Annotated in this window: 17 protein-coding genes; 8 read left to right on the top strand and 9 right to left on the bottom strand. The window is 57.5% G+C overall.

Features of this window, described 5'->3' with window-relative positions; genetic code table 11:
• Positions 1-45: 45 nt before the first annotated feature.
• Positions 46-1,080 carry an adenosine deaminase gene (locus NW805_RS06550; protein ID WP_414331640.1) on the bottom strand — a complete coding sequence of 345 codons (1,035 nt, stop codon included), beginning with the start codon at positions 1,078-1,080 and terminating at the stop codon, positions 46-48.
• Positions 1,081-1,207: 127 nt separating this feature from the next.
• Positions 1,208-2,086, bottom strand: a complete 879-nt coding sequence (locus NW805_RS06545) for an isoaspartyl peptidase/L-asparaginase (protein WP_414422029.1) — start codon at positions 2,084-2,086, stop codon at positions 1,208-1,210.
• A gap of 235 nt (positions 2,087-2,321) precedes the next feature.
• Here NW805_RS06545 and NW805_RS06540 point away from each other — a divergent pair, with 235 nt between their 5' ends.
• Positions 2,322-3,926 (top strand): NAD(P)H-quinone oxidoreductase subunit 4, encoded by a 1,605-nt coding sequence (locus NW805_RS06540; protein WP_414422028.1) that lies wholly within the window; start codon positions 2,322-2,324, stop codon positions 3,924-3,926.
• Between the two features lie 51 nt (positions 3,927-3,977).
• On the opposite strand, the gene NW805_RS06535 is transcribed toward NW805_RS06540, so the two are convergent.
• On the bottom strand, positions 3,978-4,574 hold the full coding sequence (locus NW805_RS06535) for a Uma2 family endonuclease (RefSeq protein ID WP_414422027.1): 597 nt from the start codon (positions 4,572-4,574) through the stop codon (positions 3,978-3,980).
• 65 nt (positions 4,575-4,639) lie between these two features.
• Positions 4,640-5,386 (bottom strand): rhomboid family intramembrane serine protease, encoded by a 747-nt coding sequence (locus tag NW805_RS06530; RefSeq protein WP_414422026.1) that lies wholly within the window; start codon positions 5,384-5,386, stop codon positions 4,640-4,642.
• A gap of 193 nt (positions 5,387-5,579) precedes the next feature.
• Here NW805_RS06530 and NW805_RS06525 point away from each other — a divergent pair, with 193 nt between their 5' ends.
• Positions 5,580-6,254, top strand: coding sequence for a response regulator transcription factor (locus tag NW805_RS06525; RefSeq protein WP_011433588.1), 675 nt, complete (start codon positions 5,580-5,582; stop codon positions 6,252-6,254).
• Between the two features lie 148 nt (positions 6,255-6,402).
• Here the strand turns inward: NW805_RS06525 and psb35 are convergent, their stop codons facing one another.
• Together psb35 and NW805_RS06515 are read right to left on the bottom strand one after the other, a co-directional pair.
• A complete protein-coding gene (psb35, locus tag NW805_RS06520) occupies positions 6,403-6,711 on the bottom strand; it encodes a photosystem II assembly protein Psb35 (protein WP_414422025.1) in 309 nt (102 codons plus the stop codon).
• Between the two features lie 137 nt (positions 6,712-6,848).
• The gene (locus tag NW805_RS06515) at positions 6,849-7,067 is read right to left on the bottom strand and encodes a hypothetical protein (protein WP_011433585.1); all 219 of its coding nucleotides are present in this window, start codon (positions 7,065-7,067) and stop codon (positions 6,849-6,851) included.
• A 184-nt stretch (positions 7,068-7,251) separates the two neighbouring features.
• On the opposite strand from NW805_RS06515, the gene NW805_RS06510 reads away from it, so the two are divergent.
• The 4 genes from NW805_RS06510 to radC are packed head-to-tail and all read left to right on the top strand — an operon-like array spanning position 7,252 to position 12,097.
• Positions 7,252-8,529: a cysteine desulfurase gene (locus NW805_RS06510; protein WP_414331647.1), complete on the top strand. Its 1,278-nt coding sequence runs from the start codon at positions 7,252-7,254 to the stop codon at positions 8,527-8,529.
• A 38-nt stretch (positions 8,530-8,567) separates the two neighbouring features.
• The gene (locus NW805_RS06505) at positions 8,568-9,629 is read left to right on the top strand and encodes a CIA30 family protein (RefSeq protein ID WP_414422024.1); all 1,062 of its coding nucleotides are present in this window, start codon (positions 8,568-8,570) and stop codon (positions 9,627-9,629) included.
• Positions 9,622-11,358 carry an ArnT family glycosyltransferase gene (locus NW805_RS06500; protein WP_414422023.1) on the top strand — a complete coding sequence of 579 codons (1,737 nt, stop codon included), beginning with the start codon at positions 9,622-9,624 and terminating at the stop codon, positions 11,356-11,358. Before NW805_RS06505 ends, NW805_RS06500 begins: the two co-directional genes overlap by 8 nt.
• A 7-nt stretch (positions 11,359-11,365) precedes the next feature.
• The gene (gene radC / locus NW805_RS06495; protein WP_414408993.1) at positions 11,366-12,097 is read left to right on the top strand and encodes a RadC family protein; all 732 of its coding nucleotides are present in this window, start codon (positions 11,366-11,368) and stop codon (positions 12,095-12,097) included.
• A gap of 104 nt (positions 12,098-12,201) precedes the next feature.
• Here the strand turns inward: radC and fmt are convergent, their stop codons facing one another.
• From fmt to NW805_RS06480, 3 genes are all read right to left on the bottom strand, one after another.
• Positions 12,202-13,170 (bottom strand): methionyl-tRNA formyltransferase, encoded by a 969-nt coding sequence (gene fmt / locus NW805_RS06490; RefSeq protein WP_414422022.1) that lies wholly within the window; start codon positions 13,168-13,170, stop codon positions 12,202-12,204.
• 24 nt (positions 13,171-13,194) lie between these two features.
• Complete coding sequence (locus tag NW805_RS06485; protein ID WP_414382717.1) at positions 13,195-13,899, bottom strand: hypothetical protein; 705 nt, start codon at positions 13,897-13,899, stop codon at positions 13,195-13,197.
• A gap of 160 nt (positions 13,900-14,059) precedes the next feature.
• Positions 14,060-15,784: an electron transfer flavoprotein gene (locus NW805_RS06480; protein WP_414422021.1), complete on the bottom strand. Its 1,725-nt coding sequence runs from the start codon at positions 15,782-15,784 to the stop codon at positions 14,060-14,062.
• Positions 15,785-15,893: 109 nt separating this feature from the next.
• Between NW805_RS06480 and NW805_RS06475 the strand changes: the two genes are divergently transcribed.
• Entirely contained in the window at positions 15,894-17,027 is a 1,134-nt protein-coding gene (locus NW805_RS06475) for an anhydro-N-acetylmuramic acid kinase (RefSeq protein ID WP_414422020.1), read from the top strand.
• Between the two features lie 181 nt (positions 17,028-17,208).
• The gene (locus NW805_RS06470; RefSeq protein WP_414422019.1) at positions 17,209-18,657 is read left to right on the top strand and encodes a DUF2079 domain-containing protein; all 1,449 of its coding nucleotides are present in this window, start codon (positions 17,209-17,211) and stop codon (positions 18,655-18,657) included.
• Positions 18,658-18,733: the final 76 nt, after the last annotated feature.

Genomic DNA, 18,733 nt, shown 5'->3' with positions numbered 1-18,733 from the left:
CGAGAAGTCGGGATGAAAAACAAGGACTCCATCCCGCTGAGGCGGTCAGAGAGCCACCAAAGAAGCAGATACCCCCTGCTGCAACTCCGACAACAATGAGGCCGGACGCCCCTTGTAGGGCCAGGCAAAAGCGTGACGAAAGGCTGCTTCCTGGCAGTGTTTGAGCTGCTCGAAATCGATAATGTCGTGGGTTAGCAGGTTTTCGTACTCAAACGGCAGGCGTACATTGTGCAAGCCGGCGTTGTCAGTGCAGATGGCAATATCCACCCCCGCGTCAAAGCAGCGGTCAAAGACAATCTTGAGGGGCTCCAAACTGGGCAGGGTTCCCGTTTTTAGATAGGTGGTGGGACAAACTTCTAGGCATTGTCCTCGCCGTGCCAGCTCCGGCAGCAATTCTGGATAGTGGAGGGGGATCTGAATGCCGTGGCCGATCCGCGAGACATAGGGCAGTAACTGCGGGTAGCAGCCATCCAAAGTTTCGTACAGGTGGGCAGTGGTTTTCAGGCCGCGGGCCAGCGCATACTTGAACAGCTCAATCCACTCGTCCATCCGTTCGCCGTAGGGCTTGTCTCCCCCGGCCAGGTCGATGGCACACACATACTCCGACTCAGCGGCAGCTTCCACCATAGCCCGGTTGATGTGGCTGGGCAGGCGTGAATGCAAACAGACGATCTGGGTGGTGACGATGGGATACTCTCGCTGTTGACTGGCTTGTCCTACCGTCTCGATCACCTGGCGCATCTGCTTGAGGCGCTCCCCCTCATCCAGGCTGGGATCCGTGCGTAGGTAGGGGGTGTAGCGAATCTCCAGGTAGGCCAGATCCTCAAAGACGTAGGCTCCCCGCAGCAGGCGGTAGATAAAATAGGGCAGGGTTTCCAGGGTCTGCACCTGTTCCACCAGCGTGTGCAGCTCCAGGTAATCCTCGAGGGTGTTGCGCGGGCGGGTGTAGAACTCCTCAAACTCGGCATAGGTGGGAAAGCGCTCTGCCAAAGGGGATCCCTGGCGGTGAAAATAGCGCCACAGAATTCGGGGGACAACCGACCCGCCCAAATGACGGTGCAACTCCGCGTGAAGTGCCATAAACGCTCTACAGTGGCCCGCCAGGGGGCAGACTTGGTTTGTTTAAGTACTATTTCTACTCTTATCCTACTCTTATCCAACCGCCTCAGGCTTGTCCAGGTCTAATCCCGCAAGCCCGGTTGGCAGCCTAGATCGTCAAGCCGATCCCCTGCCCATCGTGATAGGCGGCCAGCAGTAGGTCGGTGGTGGTATCCCAAGCAATCTCGCCCGAGCGCGATAGAGCAATGGCCCCAAAGGAGCGGCGACGTTGGCGGGCCTCTTGAAAAGACTTGGCCATGGCAGCCTTCAGGCTGAGGCCATCTTCCACTCGAATCACAATCCGCGCCGCCAAGCTCTCATCCAAAATATCTTCCCCGACACCAGTACAACTGACCCCCGCCGCCGCACTGGCATAGGTTCCCGCTGGAGTGGCCGAATCGCTTACTCGCCCCACCCGTTCAAACCCCCGCCCGCCGGTGGAGGTGCCGGCACAGATTTGCCCCTGTTGATCCAGGGCCACCGCCCCCACCGTGCCCATGGCCAGAGCGGTGAGAACCCTGGTCGGGGGATGGGTTTGACGCAACTGCACCCACTCTTGAACCCGCTTGAGAGTGGCCGGATCATAGACCGGCAACTTCAGTTCCCGCGCCAGCTCCGCTGCCCCTTGTTCGGCCACCACGCGATCCGGGCTTGATTGCAGAGCCTGGGCCATGAGGATGGGATGCTGAACCCGGCTGACGTTGATCACCCCGCTAAAGGACTGGGTGGCCCCGTTCATGAGAGCGGCGCTCATGCGGATTTGCCCATCCGACTGCAAGACCGACCCTGTCCCGGCGTTGTAGAGCGGATCGTCTTCCAGCAACTGGCAGGCATGCAACACTGCTGCCTCGGCACTCTGCCCGGCCAATAGCAGCTCGTAGGTGCTCTCCACCACCTGCCGCAGGGATCCCCTCACTTTTTCCAGGCTGCTTTCCCCTTCCAGGGCGCTGCCGGCTCCGCCGTGGATGATCAGTTTGGGCTGAGGCATGATGAGATCGGTTACCTTGTGAGAACAGTGGAAGACTATATTTTGATTTTCGGGTACAACATCCACCCATGCATCTGCTCCATCCCAGGGATCCCAACGCAAAGGGAGAGGGAGCCTTAAGATAATCCTGTAGATTTGCTAAGCATAGATACTCAAGGGCGATTCTGGTAAAGGGCTGTCGGATTGCAGCCGGCAGGGATCCCCCTGATGGTATGGCACAAGCGAGGTTACATCCATGGCGCTGCCCAGCTTGCACGAGTTTCCTTGGCTGACCACGGTCATCGCTTACCCTGTGTTGGCCGCCCTATTCATTCCCTGGATCCCAGCACCGGCTGGGGATCCCAGTACCCGCGCCTACGCACAAAAGTTGGCCGAGCGGATCCGCTGGTTTGCTTTGTTCATTGCGGTCACGGATCTGCTGATTCTGCTGGCCGGCTTCTATGTCGGCTACGATCCCGGCCAGACGGGCTTGCAACTGCTGGAGCGCTACACCTGGGTACCCCAGGTGGGCTTGAGCTGGTCGGTGGGGGCCGATGGCCTCTCCATGCCCCTGATCCTGCTCACGGCGTTTATCACTACCCTAGCCATCTTGGCCGCTTGGCCGGTCACCCTCAAACCTCGCCTCTTCTACTTTTTGATGCTGGCCATGTATGGCGGGCAGATCGGGGTGTTTGCCGTGCAGGACATGTTGCTGTTTTTCCTGATGTGGGAATTGGAGCTGATCCCGGTGTACTTGCTCCTCTCCATTTGGGGTGGGGCAAACCGCCTCTATGCGGCCACCAAGTTCATCCTCTACACGGCCCTCAGCTCCCTGTTTATCCTGGTGGCAGGTCTGGCCATGGCCTTCTACGGGGATCCCATCAGCTTTGACATGACGGATCTGGCCCACAAGACCTATCCACTCACCTTCCAACTGCTGATGTATGGGGCCTTCCTCATTGCCTATGGGGTGAAGCTGCCCATTTTCCCCTTGCACACTTGGCTGCCCGATGCCCACGGCGAGGCCACTGCGCCGGTGCACATGTTGCTGGCCGGGATCCTGCTCAAGATGGGGGGCTATGCCCTGATGCGCATGAATGCGGGCATGCTGCCGGATGCTCATCTTTACTTTGCGCCAGTGCTGATCGTGTTGGGGGTGGTGAACATCATCTTTGCCGCCCTCACCTCTTTTGCCCAGCGCAACCTGAAACGGAAGATCGCCTACTCTTCCATCAGCCACATGGGCTTCGTGCTCATCGGTATCGGATCCCTGACGGAGATCGGCATGAGCGGCGCCATGCTGCAGATGATCTCCCACGGGCTGATCGGGGCCAGCCTGTTCTTTTTGGTGGGGGCCACCTACGACCGCACCCATACGCTGGAGCTGGAGGAAATGGGCGGCGTTGGCCTGAAGATGCCCAAGATCTTCTCCATGTTCACCGCCTGCTCCCTGGCTTCGCTAGCCCTACCCGGCATGAGCGGCTTTGTGGCCGAGATCATGGTGTTTATCGGCATGGCCACCACCGATGCCTACTCTCTCCCCTTCCGGTTGGTGGTGGTTTTCCTGGCAGCAGTTGGGGTGATCCTGACCCCCATCTACCTGCTGTCGATGTTGCGGCAGATTTTCTTTGGCCCAGAGAACAAAGAGCTCACCGAACACGAAGAATTGGTAGATGCTGAGCCACGCGAGGTGTTCATCATCGCCTGCCTGTTGATCCCCATCATCGGCATTGGGCTCTACCCCAAGCTGGTGACCAGCCTCTACGACCAATCCACTAACGCTTTGGTGGCGCTGCTGCGGCAGGAGCTGCCTCAAACTGGTGAGACGGTTGCCCAAGCTCCTGCCCTCTACAACAACTGAATGTTGAATTTGAATTGAGAATTGAGGGATGGAAGGAGATCCACTCTTTTTCTATCCCGCCTTGGACTTGTGGCTCTCGCCAGCTTGAACTTGCATCCAGCCAAACAAAGTTGCAATTGTCAGTTGGATCCCTTGGGCAAACGCAGGAGTGGGGATCACCTCTTGGGGATCCTCATGCACCGTCGGCTGCTGCCCGGCAGGGTAGGCGAAAACAACCCTTTCTTCGGGAGCCACGATCCACCCCATTTGGCAGCCGTGATCCAGGCCGATCAAGATTTTTTTGACCAGCTTCATTGGATTTTGATCGGGAGAGAAAATCTCGATCATCCAATCAGGGCAAAAGGGGATGAGATTTTGAATGGTGCCATCTTCATCCACAGGGATCCGATCCCAGGGGATCACAGAAATATCGGGCACAATCGCGTATCCGGCGAAGGTGCAGCGCAGCTCTGGAAATGCCATTCCCAGTTGAGAAGGCTCCAACATCTCGTTAATGAAGCTACCCAGTTTTAGTTGGAGACGGCTATGTTTTCCCTGTGGCATGGGCTTCTGGATAATTTCTCCTTTGATGAACTCGCTGGCGGGCTGAGTTTCCGGCTGTTGTAGAAAGTCTTCCAGAGTTAGAGGCTTGGCAGATAGACTGACCATGGCTTTCTCCCATCACGCTGCTATCCGATTAACAATAGACTGAGAAAGTATCAAAGCTGATCAAATCAAAACAGATCCCTGTCACGTTGTTGCCAAGTCATTTGGCGGTCATAAGGGCTTTTGCCGGAAAACAACCCCATCAGCGGCCCCAAAATGGCCCCAAACACAAAACCGCCCGCATGGGCCCAATAGGCAATCCCCCCACCCTGCATACCGATGTTGGTAGGCGTCTGTAGGCTGGCAATGCCGTAGAAGGCTTGCTGGATGAACCAAAAGCCCAGGAACACCCAAGCCGGAACGTAGAGGGTTGTGGTAAAAATACCCAAGGGCACCAGGGTCAGAATCTCGGCCCGTGGAAAGCGCAAAATATACGCTCCCAATACGCCGGCAATGGCACCACTTGCCCCCAGTGAAGGAATGGGGGATCCCATATCGAAAAACCACTGCGTTAATGCAGCCAAAGCTCCGCAAGCCAGGTAAAAGATGAGGTAACGCACATGGCCCAAGCGATCCTCAACGTTGTTGCCGAAAACCCACAAAAAAAGCATGTTCCCGCCAATGTGGAGAAAGCCCCCATGCAGAAATTGTGAGGTGAATAGGGTTATCCATTCCGGACGCGACGAAGAGGTGATCTCCCCTCGAAAACTGGCCGTCAACTCTATCGGTACCACTGCCCACTCCCGGAAAAAAGCTGCCAGCTCTTGTGGCGACAGGGTTAGCTGGTACAGAAAAATTAAGATGTTAACGATCACCAGGGCATAAGTGACATAGGCTGTGCGGGTGGTTGGGTTGCGATCTTGCAGGGGTACCACAGTTAAGATCCAGTCGACGTCACCCTCTAGCCTAGCCTGTTCTTTTCTGCCCCCCCAGGTTCACCTCTAAACCCCTACCTGAGGCTACACTAGGGTAACCTGCTGGGAGCTTTGCTGGTGAACCTATTTCAGTTTTCAGTCAAGCCCGCCCGGCAGAGGATAAACTGCAAGGCTGGACTAGAGGAGTGGATTGATGTCCGAGGTTGAAAGCCCCACTGCCCCGCTCAAGTTTTTGATCGTCGAAGATCATCCAGAGGTGGCCCAGAACAACTGTGAGTGGCTGCAACGCATTGCAGCAGATGCTCAATGTATTACGGTCACCAATCCCATGGACGCCATCCTGCGCCTGCAGCGGGAACAACCAGACTTGGTTGTAGCCGATCTGCTCTATGGCCAAACCAGCGGAGAGCAGTCTGCCGAGCCTGGCCTAGAGTTCCTGCGTCATATCTTTGAGAACTACCCCACCCTAAATGTGATGGCCTATTCCAGCGAGCCGCTGCTGCTCACTCCATTGGTGGGCCTGATCAGCAAACACCAGGGTGGGTTTGCCGCGGTCAACAAAATGGAACGGCGCACCGTGTTTCTGGAGGGGGCCAAAAGCGCCCTGAATGGAGAATTGCGCATGCCGCGGGAGTTGCGCGGTCTTACGAAGCTGACGGAACGAGAAATTGAGGTCTTGAATTTGCTCTGCAAAGAAGCCCTCACCGACCAAGCCATTGCCGATCGCATTCACACCAGCAAGAAGACCGTACAAAACTGTATCCAAAGGCTCAAAGAAAAGCTAGATATTTTCGGCTCTGAGGATGAGATCAACGCCCGCGTTGCCATGTGCATGACAGCTGTTCAGAAAAAGATTATCCAGTGGTAAAGGCTGAAGGCCAGCAGTGACTTGCATCTGCGGCCAGCTCCAGCTTGGGGTACTGGCAAAGGCTGAGTCAAAGCCAGAAGAAGAGAGGCGGAGCTCTCCGGCTGCCATTTTCCAATTCTTCCAGCCATCAGACAGCTTTCAACTGGGATCAGCGGATCCCCAGTGCAGAGGCAAACACGCTGTGGCCCACTATGGCCTCTACCACAACACTGATGGCAAACCCCAGCATGGCCAGCCGTCCGTTCCATCGCTCGGCCTTCTCCGTCCAGCCAATCTCCCACTCCGGCGGGGTATCGCCGTCTTGACCGTACTGCGGCACGTACCGCGGGCGACCGGCGCCTTCCCAGCCAGCAGGGCGCTTGGAGTTGAAGAAAGCCATCGAGCCAATCACAACAGCGGCCACCAGCCCGGCCACCATGACGGCAATGTAGGGGAGGAAGGGATTGTCAAGCATCATCGGACTGTCGAGATAGGGATTGAAGGGTGAAAAAGCTCCCAAAAAGGGTAGAGCTGTAACATCTCAAAGCCGAAGAGAAAGTCTGTGAGATGTCCAATGTGGCTCTACCGAAAAGTTCTTCGACAAATTATTGCAGGTTATTGCAGACCTAGCCACTGGGCGAGAGTGCTGGCAAAAACACTGTGGCCCAGCACCGCTTCTGTAGCAATGCTGATCACCAAGCCCAACATGGCCAAGCGTCCATTCCAACGCTCCGCTTGCTCTGTCCAGCCTGGGATCCAGTCGTTGGTGGTGTCGTAGTACTGGGCAACAGAAGCGGAGTCCAGACGAGAAGGGATCCTGGGAGACGATTGCATTGCTAATACCTCGTATTGGTTGCTGTAACCAAACTTAACACAAAGTTACATTTTGTGACAAGCTTCGCTTTCAGGTCAGGGAGGAAGGGATCCCTGGATGCTGGAAGGGATTGGGCGGATGGGTTTGCCGAAGGCTGGCCGGAAGCGATGTCATACTGAGGGAAGCAGGCTTTTTGCGCAGACCATGGCGGTATCCCCCCTTTCTTCTCTCAAGCTTGACCATTCTTTCGATCTGGCTGCCCAGGTGCGGTCAGATTTTCCGATTTTGCAGCGCCAGGTCAACGGCCACCCGCTAATCTACTTTGACAATGCCGCCACTTCTCAAAAGCCACTGGCGGTTATGCAGGCGATGGATCATTACTATCGACACTGCAACGCCAACGTGCATCGTGGGGTGCATACGCTGAGCAACGAAGCCACAGATGCCTATGAGGGGGCGCGGGAAAAGATCGCTCGGTTTGTGAACGCGCCTTCTCCTCAGGAGATCATCTACACCCGCAATGCCAGCGAAGCCATCAATCTGGTGGCCTACAGTTGGGGCTTGAGCCATCTGGAGCGGGGGGATGAGATCGTCCTCTCGGTGATGGAGCACCACAGCAACCTAATCCCGTGGCAATGGGTGGCCCAGAAGACGGGAGCCCACCTCAAGTTCATCCAGATCACGCCAGAGGGAGAGTTGGATCTGGAGCACTACCAATCTTTGCTCAGCGACCGCACCCGCTTGGTGGCGGTAACCCAGGTCTCCAACATGCTGGGATCCATCAACCCCGTTCAGGAGATTACTGAACTGGCCCATCGTTACGGAGCCAAGGTTTTGCTGGATGCCTGCCAGAGCGTGCCCCACATGCCTGTGGATGTCCAGGCGCTGGATTGCGATTGGTTGGCCTTTTCGGGGCACAAGATGTGTGGCCCAACGGGGATTGGCGTCCTCTACGGCAGGCGGGAGCTGCTGCGAGCGATGCCCCCTTTTTTGGGTGGGGGAGAGATGATCGCCGATGTGTACTGGGATCACGCCACCTATGCGGATATCCCCCACAAATTTGAGGCTGGTACGCCGGCGATTGCCCAGGCGGTGGGGCTGGGGGCAGCCGTAGATTACTTGAGCCAGATCGGTCTGGAGCGGGTTCATGCCCATGAACAAAGGTTGATTACCCACCTGTTGGACGGGATCCAGCACATAGCGGGTATTACGGTTTATGGCCCCAAGGATCCGGCGCGACGGGCAGGGCTGGTTAGCTTTTCGGTGGAGGCTGTCCATCCCCATGACCTGTCTACTTTGCTGGATGAGCAAGGCATTGCCGTTCGAGCGGGGCACCACTGCACTCAACCCCTCCATCGCTATTTGGGAGTACAATCCACTGCCCGAGCCAGTGTTTACCTGTACAACACGTTGGCGGAGGTGGATCGCTTTTTAGACGTGTTGGCAGAAGCGGTGGAGTTCTTCGGCGCTGCCCTAAGCTAGGGATCCGGGATAGACCTCTGAAGAGATGAGGTAGACTCATGCCTTGGGATCTGGGGCGGTTCTGGAACACGCTCACCTACTATGAGGCCCTGCCTTGGGCTGAGGTGTGGCGTCGGGTTCAAAATGGGTTCCAGGCCGTGGAGGATGATTGTGTGCCACCTTCTCTTTCCGAGCCGGTCGCTATCCAGATAGGGGTGGTGGGGGAAGGTTTGCCTGACGGGTTGGCGGAGGCCCTGCGGCAGCAGGGCGTGGAGGTGAGCCATACGCCAGATTGGGCGACAGCAACCGTGATCCTAGGTTTGGGGGATCCACCAACGGCCAAGGCTTATCTGGAGCAATTGCGCAGCAGTGGGCAAACGGAGCGGATGCTGTTCGACTTTCGCCGGCCCAACCCGGATTTGCATCGGTTTTGGGGCATTTTGGACGATGTGGTGATGGGCGGGGCGAGCCAAAGCCAACTGCTCTGGGGAAAGGAGGAGCTGCTGTTCGCAGGCCAGGTTTCCACGGCCAACTTTGGGGGGTTTGTTTCCACGCGCACCCGCAATTGTCAGCCGCCGCTGGACTTATCGGAGTTTGCCGGTCTGGAGCTGCGCCTGCGAGGGGATGGTCAGCGGTATAAGGTCCTGCTGCGGGATCAAAGCGGCTGGGACAGCCCCGCCCACGGCTATGCCTTCGACACCAGGCCGGGAGAGGAGCAGACCGTTCAGATCCCTTTTGCGGAGATGGTTGCCACGTTCCGCGCCCGCCGGGTTTCTGCTCCCCCTCTCAATAGTCGCCAGATCTACTCGCTGCAACTGATGCTAAGCAAGTTCGAGGCCGATGGCAGCCCAAACCCCCGCTTCCGGCCTGGGCCCTTTCAGCTGGCCGTGCGCTGGATCGGGCTGTATCGCCGGGAGGGGCTGCCGCAATTGATCGGGGTGGCGCGGGGATCCCTTGCCCCGGAGTGGATAGCTGCCCTGCAGGGTAGCTCCAGCCGTTGGTGTGGGGTGGAGATTCCGGTAGAGACAGAGGGATCCGCTCTGGCAGCCCAGTTGCTGCGGCTGATGCGGTCGCCTCAAAATGTGGGCCGGGTGGTGTCTTCAGAAGCTTTCCATGCCTAGCTTTCTGGGCCGCCTCAAGGGATCCCTGGGGATGGGGCTTTTGGCCGGCCTGTGGCTGTGGGTAGGTCAGGGGATCCCCTACCTGTTCGACTGGGATGAGCTGATCTACGCCAGCTTGGCGCGGCAGATGCTGGCCAGCGGGGATCCTTTCTCGTTGGCCATCAACGGGGAGCCTTTTTTCGAGAAGCCCCCTCTCTTTTTTTGGCTGCAGGCCCTGTCCATGGCTGTTTTAGGGATGAACGAAGGGGCAGTGCGCTTGCCCAATGCTTTTGCTGGCGGGATCACAGTGGCGCTATTGGTGGGGTGGGGATCCTGTCTGGGCGGGATGGGGTTCGGCTGCCTATGGGGGATCTTGCTGCTGACGGGCTACCTGCCCTTGTTTTTTTACAAAACTGGTCTCATCGACCCGCTACTCAACCTGGGCATGGGTGTGGGGCTGGGATCCCTTTGGGCCGCCGAGGAGGCCTGGCGGGCCGGGTACTCTGGACGCAGGTGGAGAGCGGTGGGGGCGCTGGCCCTGGGCTTGGCAGTGTTGGCCAAAGGGCCGGTGGGGCTGGTGTTGCCCCTGGCTATCTGGATCCTCTACAAGCTCTGGCAACGGGATCCTCCCCTTCGATGGGGGGAGAGCCTGGTTTTCCTCAGCCTAGCTGTGGCTGTTCCCCTCACTTGGCTGGCGTTGGAGGGGGTGCAACGGGGGCCAGAATGGGTGGAAGAGTTTGGGCGCTACCAATGGCGCATCCTCACCAGCTCAGATGGGCATCCCGGCCCGGTTTATTTTCATCTGTTGGCCTTTGCCCTAGGGTGCTTTCCCTGGGGTTCTTTGGCTTTGGCCGAGATCCTGCAGCCCATCCCCAGGAGCGTGGGCTCGGTGGATTTGACTCGGCGGGCAGAATCTCTGCTGTTGGTGGCTTTTGGGGTGGTGCTGGCCCTGTTTTCGCTGCTGGTGCAAACCAAGCTGGTACACTACACCTCGCTGCTGTACCCCATTGGGGCCTACTTTGCTGCCCTGCGCTTGCAGCGCCTGGTTGCTGAGAAAAGAGGGCCCAGTTTTTGGGAAAGTGCCTGGATCCTGCTCAGTGGCTTGTTTTGGCTGGCCCTGTGGCTATTGCTGCCTTGGCTGGGATCCCAGGACCCCGCTGGGCTAGTCCAAGCATGGGTCTTTGCCGGCATCCCTGACGACTTTTCCAGCAGCTTGGTGCTGGGATACCTGCAGGCTGAGGTGGAGTGGCCGGTGTTGACCTACGTCCCCGCCGCGATCCTGCTGCTGGGAATTCTCCTTTGGAGTCGAGGACGGCGGCGGGCTTGGGGCTGGACAGTTTTGCTCTTGGCCACGGGACTGAGCGCTCAACTGGCCTGGTGCTGGGTCTTCCCCCGCCTGCTGCAACACACCCAGGGAGGAGCCGTCCACTTTTTCCGGCAGTTTGCCACTTCCGAAAACAACGCCCAGCCGGCTCTCTCTGGAACGGTGGGCCTGTACGGCTTTCGCTCTTTTGTACCCTATTTTTATGGCCCGCTACAGGTGCCCTACGCGGCCAGCCGAGCCGGGCTGGCTGACTGGCAGGCCAGAAGGCAAATGCCCGATTACTTGGTGACTTGGGATCCCTTTGTGGCGGAGTTGGCAGTTCCCGATAACGGGTCAGATGCCACACTGGGATCCTGGCAGGCCCTTGAGCGCCGAAGCCCGTTTTGGCTGCTGAAAGCTTCTCCCCACTTCTCTTCTCCGCCATAGCCGCGACATGAGCCAGTACGTGCTGCGCATCAGCGATATTCCCGCCCAAGATCGTCCCCGCGAGCGGCTGCTCAGCCAAGGGGCAAGGCACCTCTCCCACGCCGAGCTGCTGGCCATCTTGCTCAACACTGGCCAGGGGCCAGGCAAGCTCTCGGCAGTCGGCCTCGCCCAGTTGCTCCTGAAAAAGTTAGAAGCCCAAGGGGATCCCTTGGCCCAACTGCGCCAGGTGGAGGCAGGGGAGCTGCTGCAAATTGAAGGCATTGGCCCGGCCAAGGCAGCAACGGTGTTGGCTGCCATCGAGCTGGGGCGACGGGTGTTTTTGGGTCGCCCGCCAGAACGCACGGTGATCGAGTCGCCGGAACAGGCAGCCATGGCCCTGAGCGGCGACCTGATGTGGGAGACCCAGGAGCATTTTGCCGTTTTGCACCTAGATATCAAGCACCGCCTCATTGGCCAGCAGATCGTAACCCGGGGGACAGCCACCGAAACCCTCACCCATCCGCGGGAAACCTTCCGCAGCGCCATCAAGCAAGGAGCCAGCCGCATCCTGGTGGCCCACAACCACCCTTCCGGCAGCTTGGATCCCAGCCCAGAAGATCTTGCCCTTACCCGGCAACTCTTGCAGGCGGGGCAGCTGCTGCAGATCCCGGTTTTGGACCACCTCATCTTGGGCGGCGGACAGTTCCTCAGCTTGCGCCAGCGCACCAACCTTTGGCAGGAGTTTCCCCAGCCGGAGTAGTCTTCACCCCCAGCCTTTCTCCCAGAGAGAGAGAGTAGAATCAAGGCAACGGACAGGTTCGCCGTCTTTGGGTTGGCCGCGCCCAAGGGATCCCTGTACGGCTCTCAAGAATCGGGGAGCGGCTCAAAGCGCATTCCCACCTTGAGCTGGCCGCCATTGACCAAGTCCCAAGCCGATTGTTCTTTTCTGCCGGGCAGTTGCGCCCGTCGAATCAACAGGGATCCCTCTCCTGTGGCTACGTAGATCCCTTCTCCTCTGGCCAACCCCACCACTTCTCCGGGACTGCCCTGGGGGATTTCAGGGGGTGGCGAGTGCAGTTGGGGAGAGGCGGAGCGGACAATCTTTATCCGCTGTCCCTCTATACCGGTGAAACAGTTGGGGGAAAAGGCGCGAATTTGATTGTGCAAAGCTTGAGCCGAGCGCTGCCAATCCAGATGAAAATCTGGCTTCTTCAACAGAGGAGCATAAGTAGCCTGGGATCCGTCCTGAGGAATAGGGGTGAGTTCGCCTTTCTCCAATTTCAGGAGTGTTTCCACCAAGAGTTCTGCCCCCAGTTGAGCCAGTTGGGGTGCCAATTCTAGGCTGGTTTGCTCTGGCCCAATGGGTAGCTTGGCCTGGAGCAAGATGGCTCCTGTATCCATTCCCTCATCCATGAGCATCGTGGTTACGCCGGTCTCGGTTTCGCCGTTGGCAATAGCCCACTGGATGGGGGCAGCGCCACGATAGGCGGGCAGGAGGGATCCATGCACATTCACACAGCCCAGCTTGGGCATCTGCAACACCGTCAGGGGCAAGATCTGGCCGTAGGCCACCACCACAAACACATCGGCAGCCAGCGCCTCCAGAGCCGCCAGCACTTGGGGATCCCGCCGCAAGCGGACAGGCTGCCACACAGGGATCCCGTGGGCTTGAGCCAACACTTTGGTAGCGGGCGGGAGCACCTTTTGCCCTCGCCCCTGGGGCCGATCCGGCTGACAGACCAATCCCACCACTTCAAAGGGAGACTGCGGCTGCAACAGGATCCGCAGCGAAGGCAGAGCAAACTCTGGCGTGCCGAAAAAAACAACCCGCATGCCAACCCCGACGAGCACTGTTCTTCAGTCTAGGACGGCAGGGGAAGGGGGTGGCGGCTCGGCAACCCTTTCCTTCTCGGCGATGGGGGATCGCCCGGTCAAGGGCACCTGCGGGGACTGCCAAAAGGCAGGCTGTTTGAGATCGAACTCTTGGCTCCAGGCCGGGAAAAAAGAGCCCAGTTTCTGCCCAGAAAGCCGCAGCCTTTGCAAGAAAGTCCATTCCAGACGGGTCAAGGCTCGCCGCAGAAAATCCTTAGCCCAAGCCGGATCCGGAGCTTCTGCCGCCTGCAAGTTCACCTGCAGGAGGCCCAGTTTGGGATGGAAATGAACCCGTGCTTGGATCCCTTCCGGACGCAACAGGTAATTGAACACCTGCTGGATGGCCACCTCATCCCCCCGCTGAGCGCGATACAGAGGGCTGTTGGGGTTGGGCTGGGGCTGATAGCGCCACTCGCGGTGCCATTCCGGGATCCCTTCGTTGGCCAAAAAGCCAAAAAGCTCCACCTGACGTTGCCTGTGGGTCAGCGCCATGTGCTCCAATGCCGGCGAGAGGCTCCCCAGCAAAGCATCCGGCTCAGGCAGGGGATCCCCTTCTAGACGCAGCAACAGGCGGTGGCCGGAAAGCCGCGCTTGTACCTGAAGATGGCCCAACCCCAGGGATTCCAGAGCTTCTTGCAGATCGGCCAAAATGGCGGGCAGAGGAGCCTGGACATCCAAAGAATCGCTCACCGACAAAAGATCTCCAACAAGCCCTAACCCAACCTAGCCAATTTCCAAGGTTGCTTGGATCCCTGGGATCGCCGGCCAAGATGGCCAGATCCATTCACCTCAGTTGCTAGACCCCCAGGATCAGGCGAGCTGCAGCGAACTGAGTTAACCTCAGCAACGGCTACAGCCCATAGAAATCCGGCCCGGATCCCTCGTAGCTGGGGTTGACCCGCAAGTTTAAGTGGGGACAGATGATCTCGCAGGTGCGGCACTGGATGCAGTTTTCCAAAGACATGGCATGGGAGCGGATGCCATTTTGGTCGCGGATGTGGTGTACCTCGGCTGTGCAGTCGGCCACGCAGGGGGTGGGGCGATTCAGCTTGTCGTAGGTGGCGATGCACCGGCGGCAGGTTTCGGCGTCGAACTCCAAGATATGACGGTTGCCTTCGGGGTAGCGGGGATCCGCGAAAAAAACCGCATCGGGCCGCGAGAAATAGCCCGGTCGAGAGGCCAATTCCTGGGGAGCCAAGGTTGTGGGGGCCACAAAATCCGCTTGAATGGCAGCGTGGGGGGCCACATAGCCTCGCGGGGGTGGCTCGCTGGGGCTGACCCGCCCGGTGAGCAGGGTGTAGGCGCGCAGAGTTTCTCGTCCGCGGCGAACGGGATCCTGTAAACCCCAGCGCAGGGATCCCAGCCAGGGATGGCCGGCATCGACGCTGCGGCACACCTGAGGCAAGTATTCTTCCAGCAAGCGGGAGTTCTCCAGAAAAGCCTCGCGGAAATAGCGGCTGCGGTAGAGGTTTTGCCCCACCGCACTTTCCATCACCGCCCTTTGGTAGTCGGCCTGGATGCGCAGATCCCCTTTCAAGAAGCCATCGTGAATGAGGCCCGCCGCCAGATAGCCGGTTTCCATCGCGTTATCCACCCCGGCCAAGCTGCCCACATCCAACACCCCCAGCGCATCCCCCAACAGCAGGGCTCCCTCAACGCCAAACCGGGTGGGCAGGCTGTGGTAGCCCCCTTCGGGAATCACGGCAGCCCCGTACTTGAGCAACTTGCCGCCGGCAATCAGGGACTGGATCCAGGGGTGAGCTTTGAACTCCTGCAGACGCTGCTGGGGGTTAAGGTTGGGGTTCTTGCTGTCGAGGCCGATGATCAGACCTAAGGCCAGGCGATTGTCTTTGAGGCCATAGACAAAGCCCCCGCTGAAGCTGCCATCCAAAACCGGGTAGCCCAAGGTATGCCACACCTGCCCCTGCAGGGACTGGGGGATCTGCCACACCTCTTTGACCCCCACCGACCACAATTGCGGGTTGGGGCGCAGTTGAAACTTCTCGATGAGATCTTTGGAAATGAAGCCTTTGTCGCCGAAACAGGTGAGTTCGGCAAAGATGCAATCTTCGTAAACTTGGCCAGAATCGCTCGCCCGCACCCCAATCACCCGCTCCCCCTCGTAGAGGATTTCATGGGCGGCAAAGCCGGGGAACACATCGAGGGTAACATTTGGGATCCCTTTGGCTTTTTCCTGCAGGGTTTCGGCCAGCCAACGGATGACGTGGCTGAGGGTGAGAATGAACTGCCCCTGCTTGCGAAATCCCGGCGGGATCACCGCTTCCGGCAGATCCCAGCGCTGTTGGGATCCCAGCACGCTCAAGTGATTGGCTTCCACCCGGCCTTCGTGGGGAAATCCTTGGCTTTCAAAATCGGGGAAGAGCTTGGCGATCACTTGGAGGTTGCAGATGGCGCCACTGACGATGTGACCGCCGAATTGGCGGGCTTTTTCCAAAATGGCAATAGAGATTTTCAGCCCAGAGAGCTTGGCCAGATCCAAAAGGCGGTGGGCCAAGATCAAGTTGGAGGAGCTTCCCCCCACCAAAAGAAGGTCGTAGCGGATGGCTTCACTCATAGTCCCCCACACGGTAGCTCTGGATACCCTGCCTGTATCCTAAAAAGGGGAAGGGGAAAGGGGGCAAAACTTTAGACCTTCTCAAGCCTCTGGTTGAGCCGCCAGCAAAATGATTGTCATTGGCTTAATGTCGGGCACCTCTGTAGACGGGATCGATGTAGCCATCGTCCGCATCGAGGGCGACGATTCCCTACAGTGGGAGTTGATACATTTCCAAACAATCCCCTATTCCCCGACGCTGCGGGCAGAGATTTTGCGGGCTGCGAATCCCAAAACCGGCACGGTAGATCACATCTGCACCTTGAACTTTCGCTTGGGTCGAGCTTTTGCGGCAGCGGCCTTGCAAGGGATCCAAGCGGCCCATCTCACCCCCCAACAGATCGATCTCATCGGCAGCCATGGTCAAACCCTTTGGCATAACCCCGGTGGGCCAGAAGCTTCGACTTTGCAAATCGGTGAAGCTGCAGTTATTGCCGAGCTGACCGGGATCCCGGTGGTGAGCAATTTTCGGGTGCGGGACATGGCAGCAGGAGGCCAAGGCGCACCTTTGGTAGCTTTTGTGGACTGGCTTCTGTTGAGGCATCCCCACCTTCATCGTGTGGCCCAAAACATCGGCGGCATTGCCAACCTTACCTATCTCCCCAGCCTCTGCAGTGGGGGATCCCCCTTGGCTTTCGACACTGGCCCCGGCAACATTTTGATCGATCTGGCGGTGATGCGGGCCAGCCAAGGACAACAAGCCTTTGATCGCGACGGAAAATGGGCTGCCCAAGGCCAGATCCACTGGGAAAAAATTACAGAATGGATGCGGGATCCCTATTTTCAAAAGGCACCGCCCAAAACCACTGGCCGAGAGTATTTTGGATCCCTTTATTTAGAGCGAATTTGGCCCCAATTTATATCCGCCCACGACTGTATTGCCACCCTCACGGGGTTCACAGCCTGCTCCATTGCCCAAGCCTATAGGGACTTTTTGCCCGCGACCCCAGATCAAGTTATTCTCAGCGGTGGCGGCACCCAAAACCCTGTTCTCATACAACTGCTGCAGGAGCAACTGCCGACCACAACCCTGTTGACTTCCGACCAAGTGGGGATCCCTTCTGAGGCCAAAGAGGCTCTTGCCTTCGCAGTATTGGCCTATAAAACCTGGCAAGGTAAGACCAACAATTTACCGGAAGCAACTGGGGCAAGACATGCTGCCATCTTGGGCCAAATCACACCCTCTTGTCGTAACCAGTCCTAACTCATCTGTATCGTTATCTCCAACAAGCTTGAGCCATTCCTCATACTCCCGAGGAAAGAGAAATGTCCGGAATTGCGGCGGAGCCTCTACCGAATCCAGATCTCGCTAGGATGTCACGCAAGGCTGAGAAAAGCGATAAAGTTACCTTGCCAAGATCTATAAATCAAAAGCCCTAGTTCTTATGAAGGATCGTCCTCTGCCTCCACTTCTGCTGGCAATCATGATTTTTAATTTCTTCATTCTCTTTGGCTGTAGTGTTGTCCGGCATCACCTGTTTCAGTCTGGAGGATACGATCTTGGCATCTTCGACCAATCCATCTATCTAATCAGTCGGGGAGAGGTTCCGTTTTCGACCATTCGAGGGATCCACATCTTGGGAGACCACGCAGCCTTTATTCTCTATCCCATCAGCTTTTTGTACCGCATTGTCCCCTCGGTCTATTGGCTGTTTGGGCTCCAATCCCTGGCGTTAACCTTGGGAGCATTGGCTATTTATCACCTTGCACTTCAGGCCAAGATCAATCCCGGCCAAGCAATGGTGATTGCCGGGGCCTATCTTCTCTACCCGGCCATTTTTAACGTCAACCTTTTTGATTTTCATCCAGAGGTTTTGGCCGTTCCCCTTTTCTTGGCGGCTGTGCTCTGCATTCGCTCTGGAAAATTGTGGGGGTTCCTTCTCTGTTTGAGCGGCATCCTCGGCTGTAAAGCAGTGTTGTCTCTCAATGTTGTCGCCCTGGGAGCCTGGCTGTTGCTTTGGGAAAGAGGACGAATTCAAGAACGCTGGCAATGGCGCTGCCAAGTGGGCGGCTGGACGGCAATTGCGGCAGGATCGGCTTGGTTTGGGATAGCCACTTTTGGGATCATCCCTTACTTCAGCGGCAGCGAGCCGGCAGCCGTTTCTCATTACGACTATCTAGGGAATTCTGTTGCGGAAATTGTTCAAGGTTTAATCTTGAGACCGATGCTGGTTTTGAGCAAAGTCTTCTCTCTGGACACCCTGTTTTATGGATTTTTATTGGTTGCGCCTTTGGCTTGGGGCCTCTCTTGGCGACACTGGGATCCCTGGATCCCTGCCCTGCCTACCCTGGGTTTGAATATACTCTCCAGCAACCCCGCCTATCGAGATCTGGTGCATCAGTACGCTTTGCCTATCGTTCCTTTCTTGTTCTTAGCTGTCATCGAGAATGTGAAAAATCACCTCTTCCAGAGCCATCTTATAAAAGATGGAAAACTGCCCCTGATCTGGTCTTCGCTGGCCTTTTTGGCCTTGGGGAAATACACCTTTTTCGGCTCGATTTATCTCAGCTCCCTGGACACTTGGCAGGCAACCCGACAGGCTCTTGCCCAGATCACCACCCAAGGGGGCGTCCTCACCACCCACGAGATCAGCCCTCACCTCACCCAGCGACCTGTAATCTACTTTACAGACGAGGGCCGCTTCAATGGATCCCCGCCTTCTCAATGGGATCCCTTTGATTATGTGTTGCTCAACACCCGTCATCCGGGGTGGCGCAGCAGTCCAGAGTTTTCCCGTGTCCTGATTGAAGCTTTACAGAAGGAAACTCAATTCCAGCTTCTGTACCACCAAGATGGGGTGTATTTGTTCTCTAGGTTACGAAAAGAATCCTAAGAATCGCTATTCAAGGACTGCAGGCCACTTCTTCATTTGCAGTTGATTCAGCAATTGATTCACTTGACATCAGGCA

This window comes from Synechococcus sp. W60.1 (genome assembly GCF_047461575.1).
Classification (GTDB): Bacteria; Cyanobacteriota; Cyanobacteriia; order Thermostichales; family Thermostichaceae; genus Thermostichus.
Note: the sequence above shows the minus strand (reverse complement) of the source record. Positions and strands in the feature narration are given on the sequence as shown.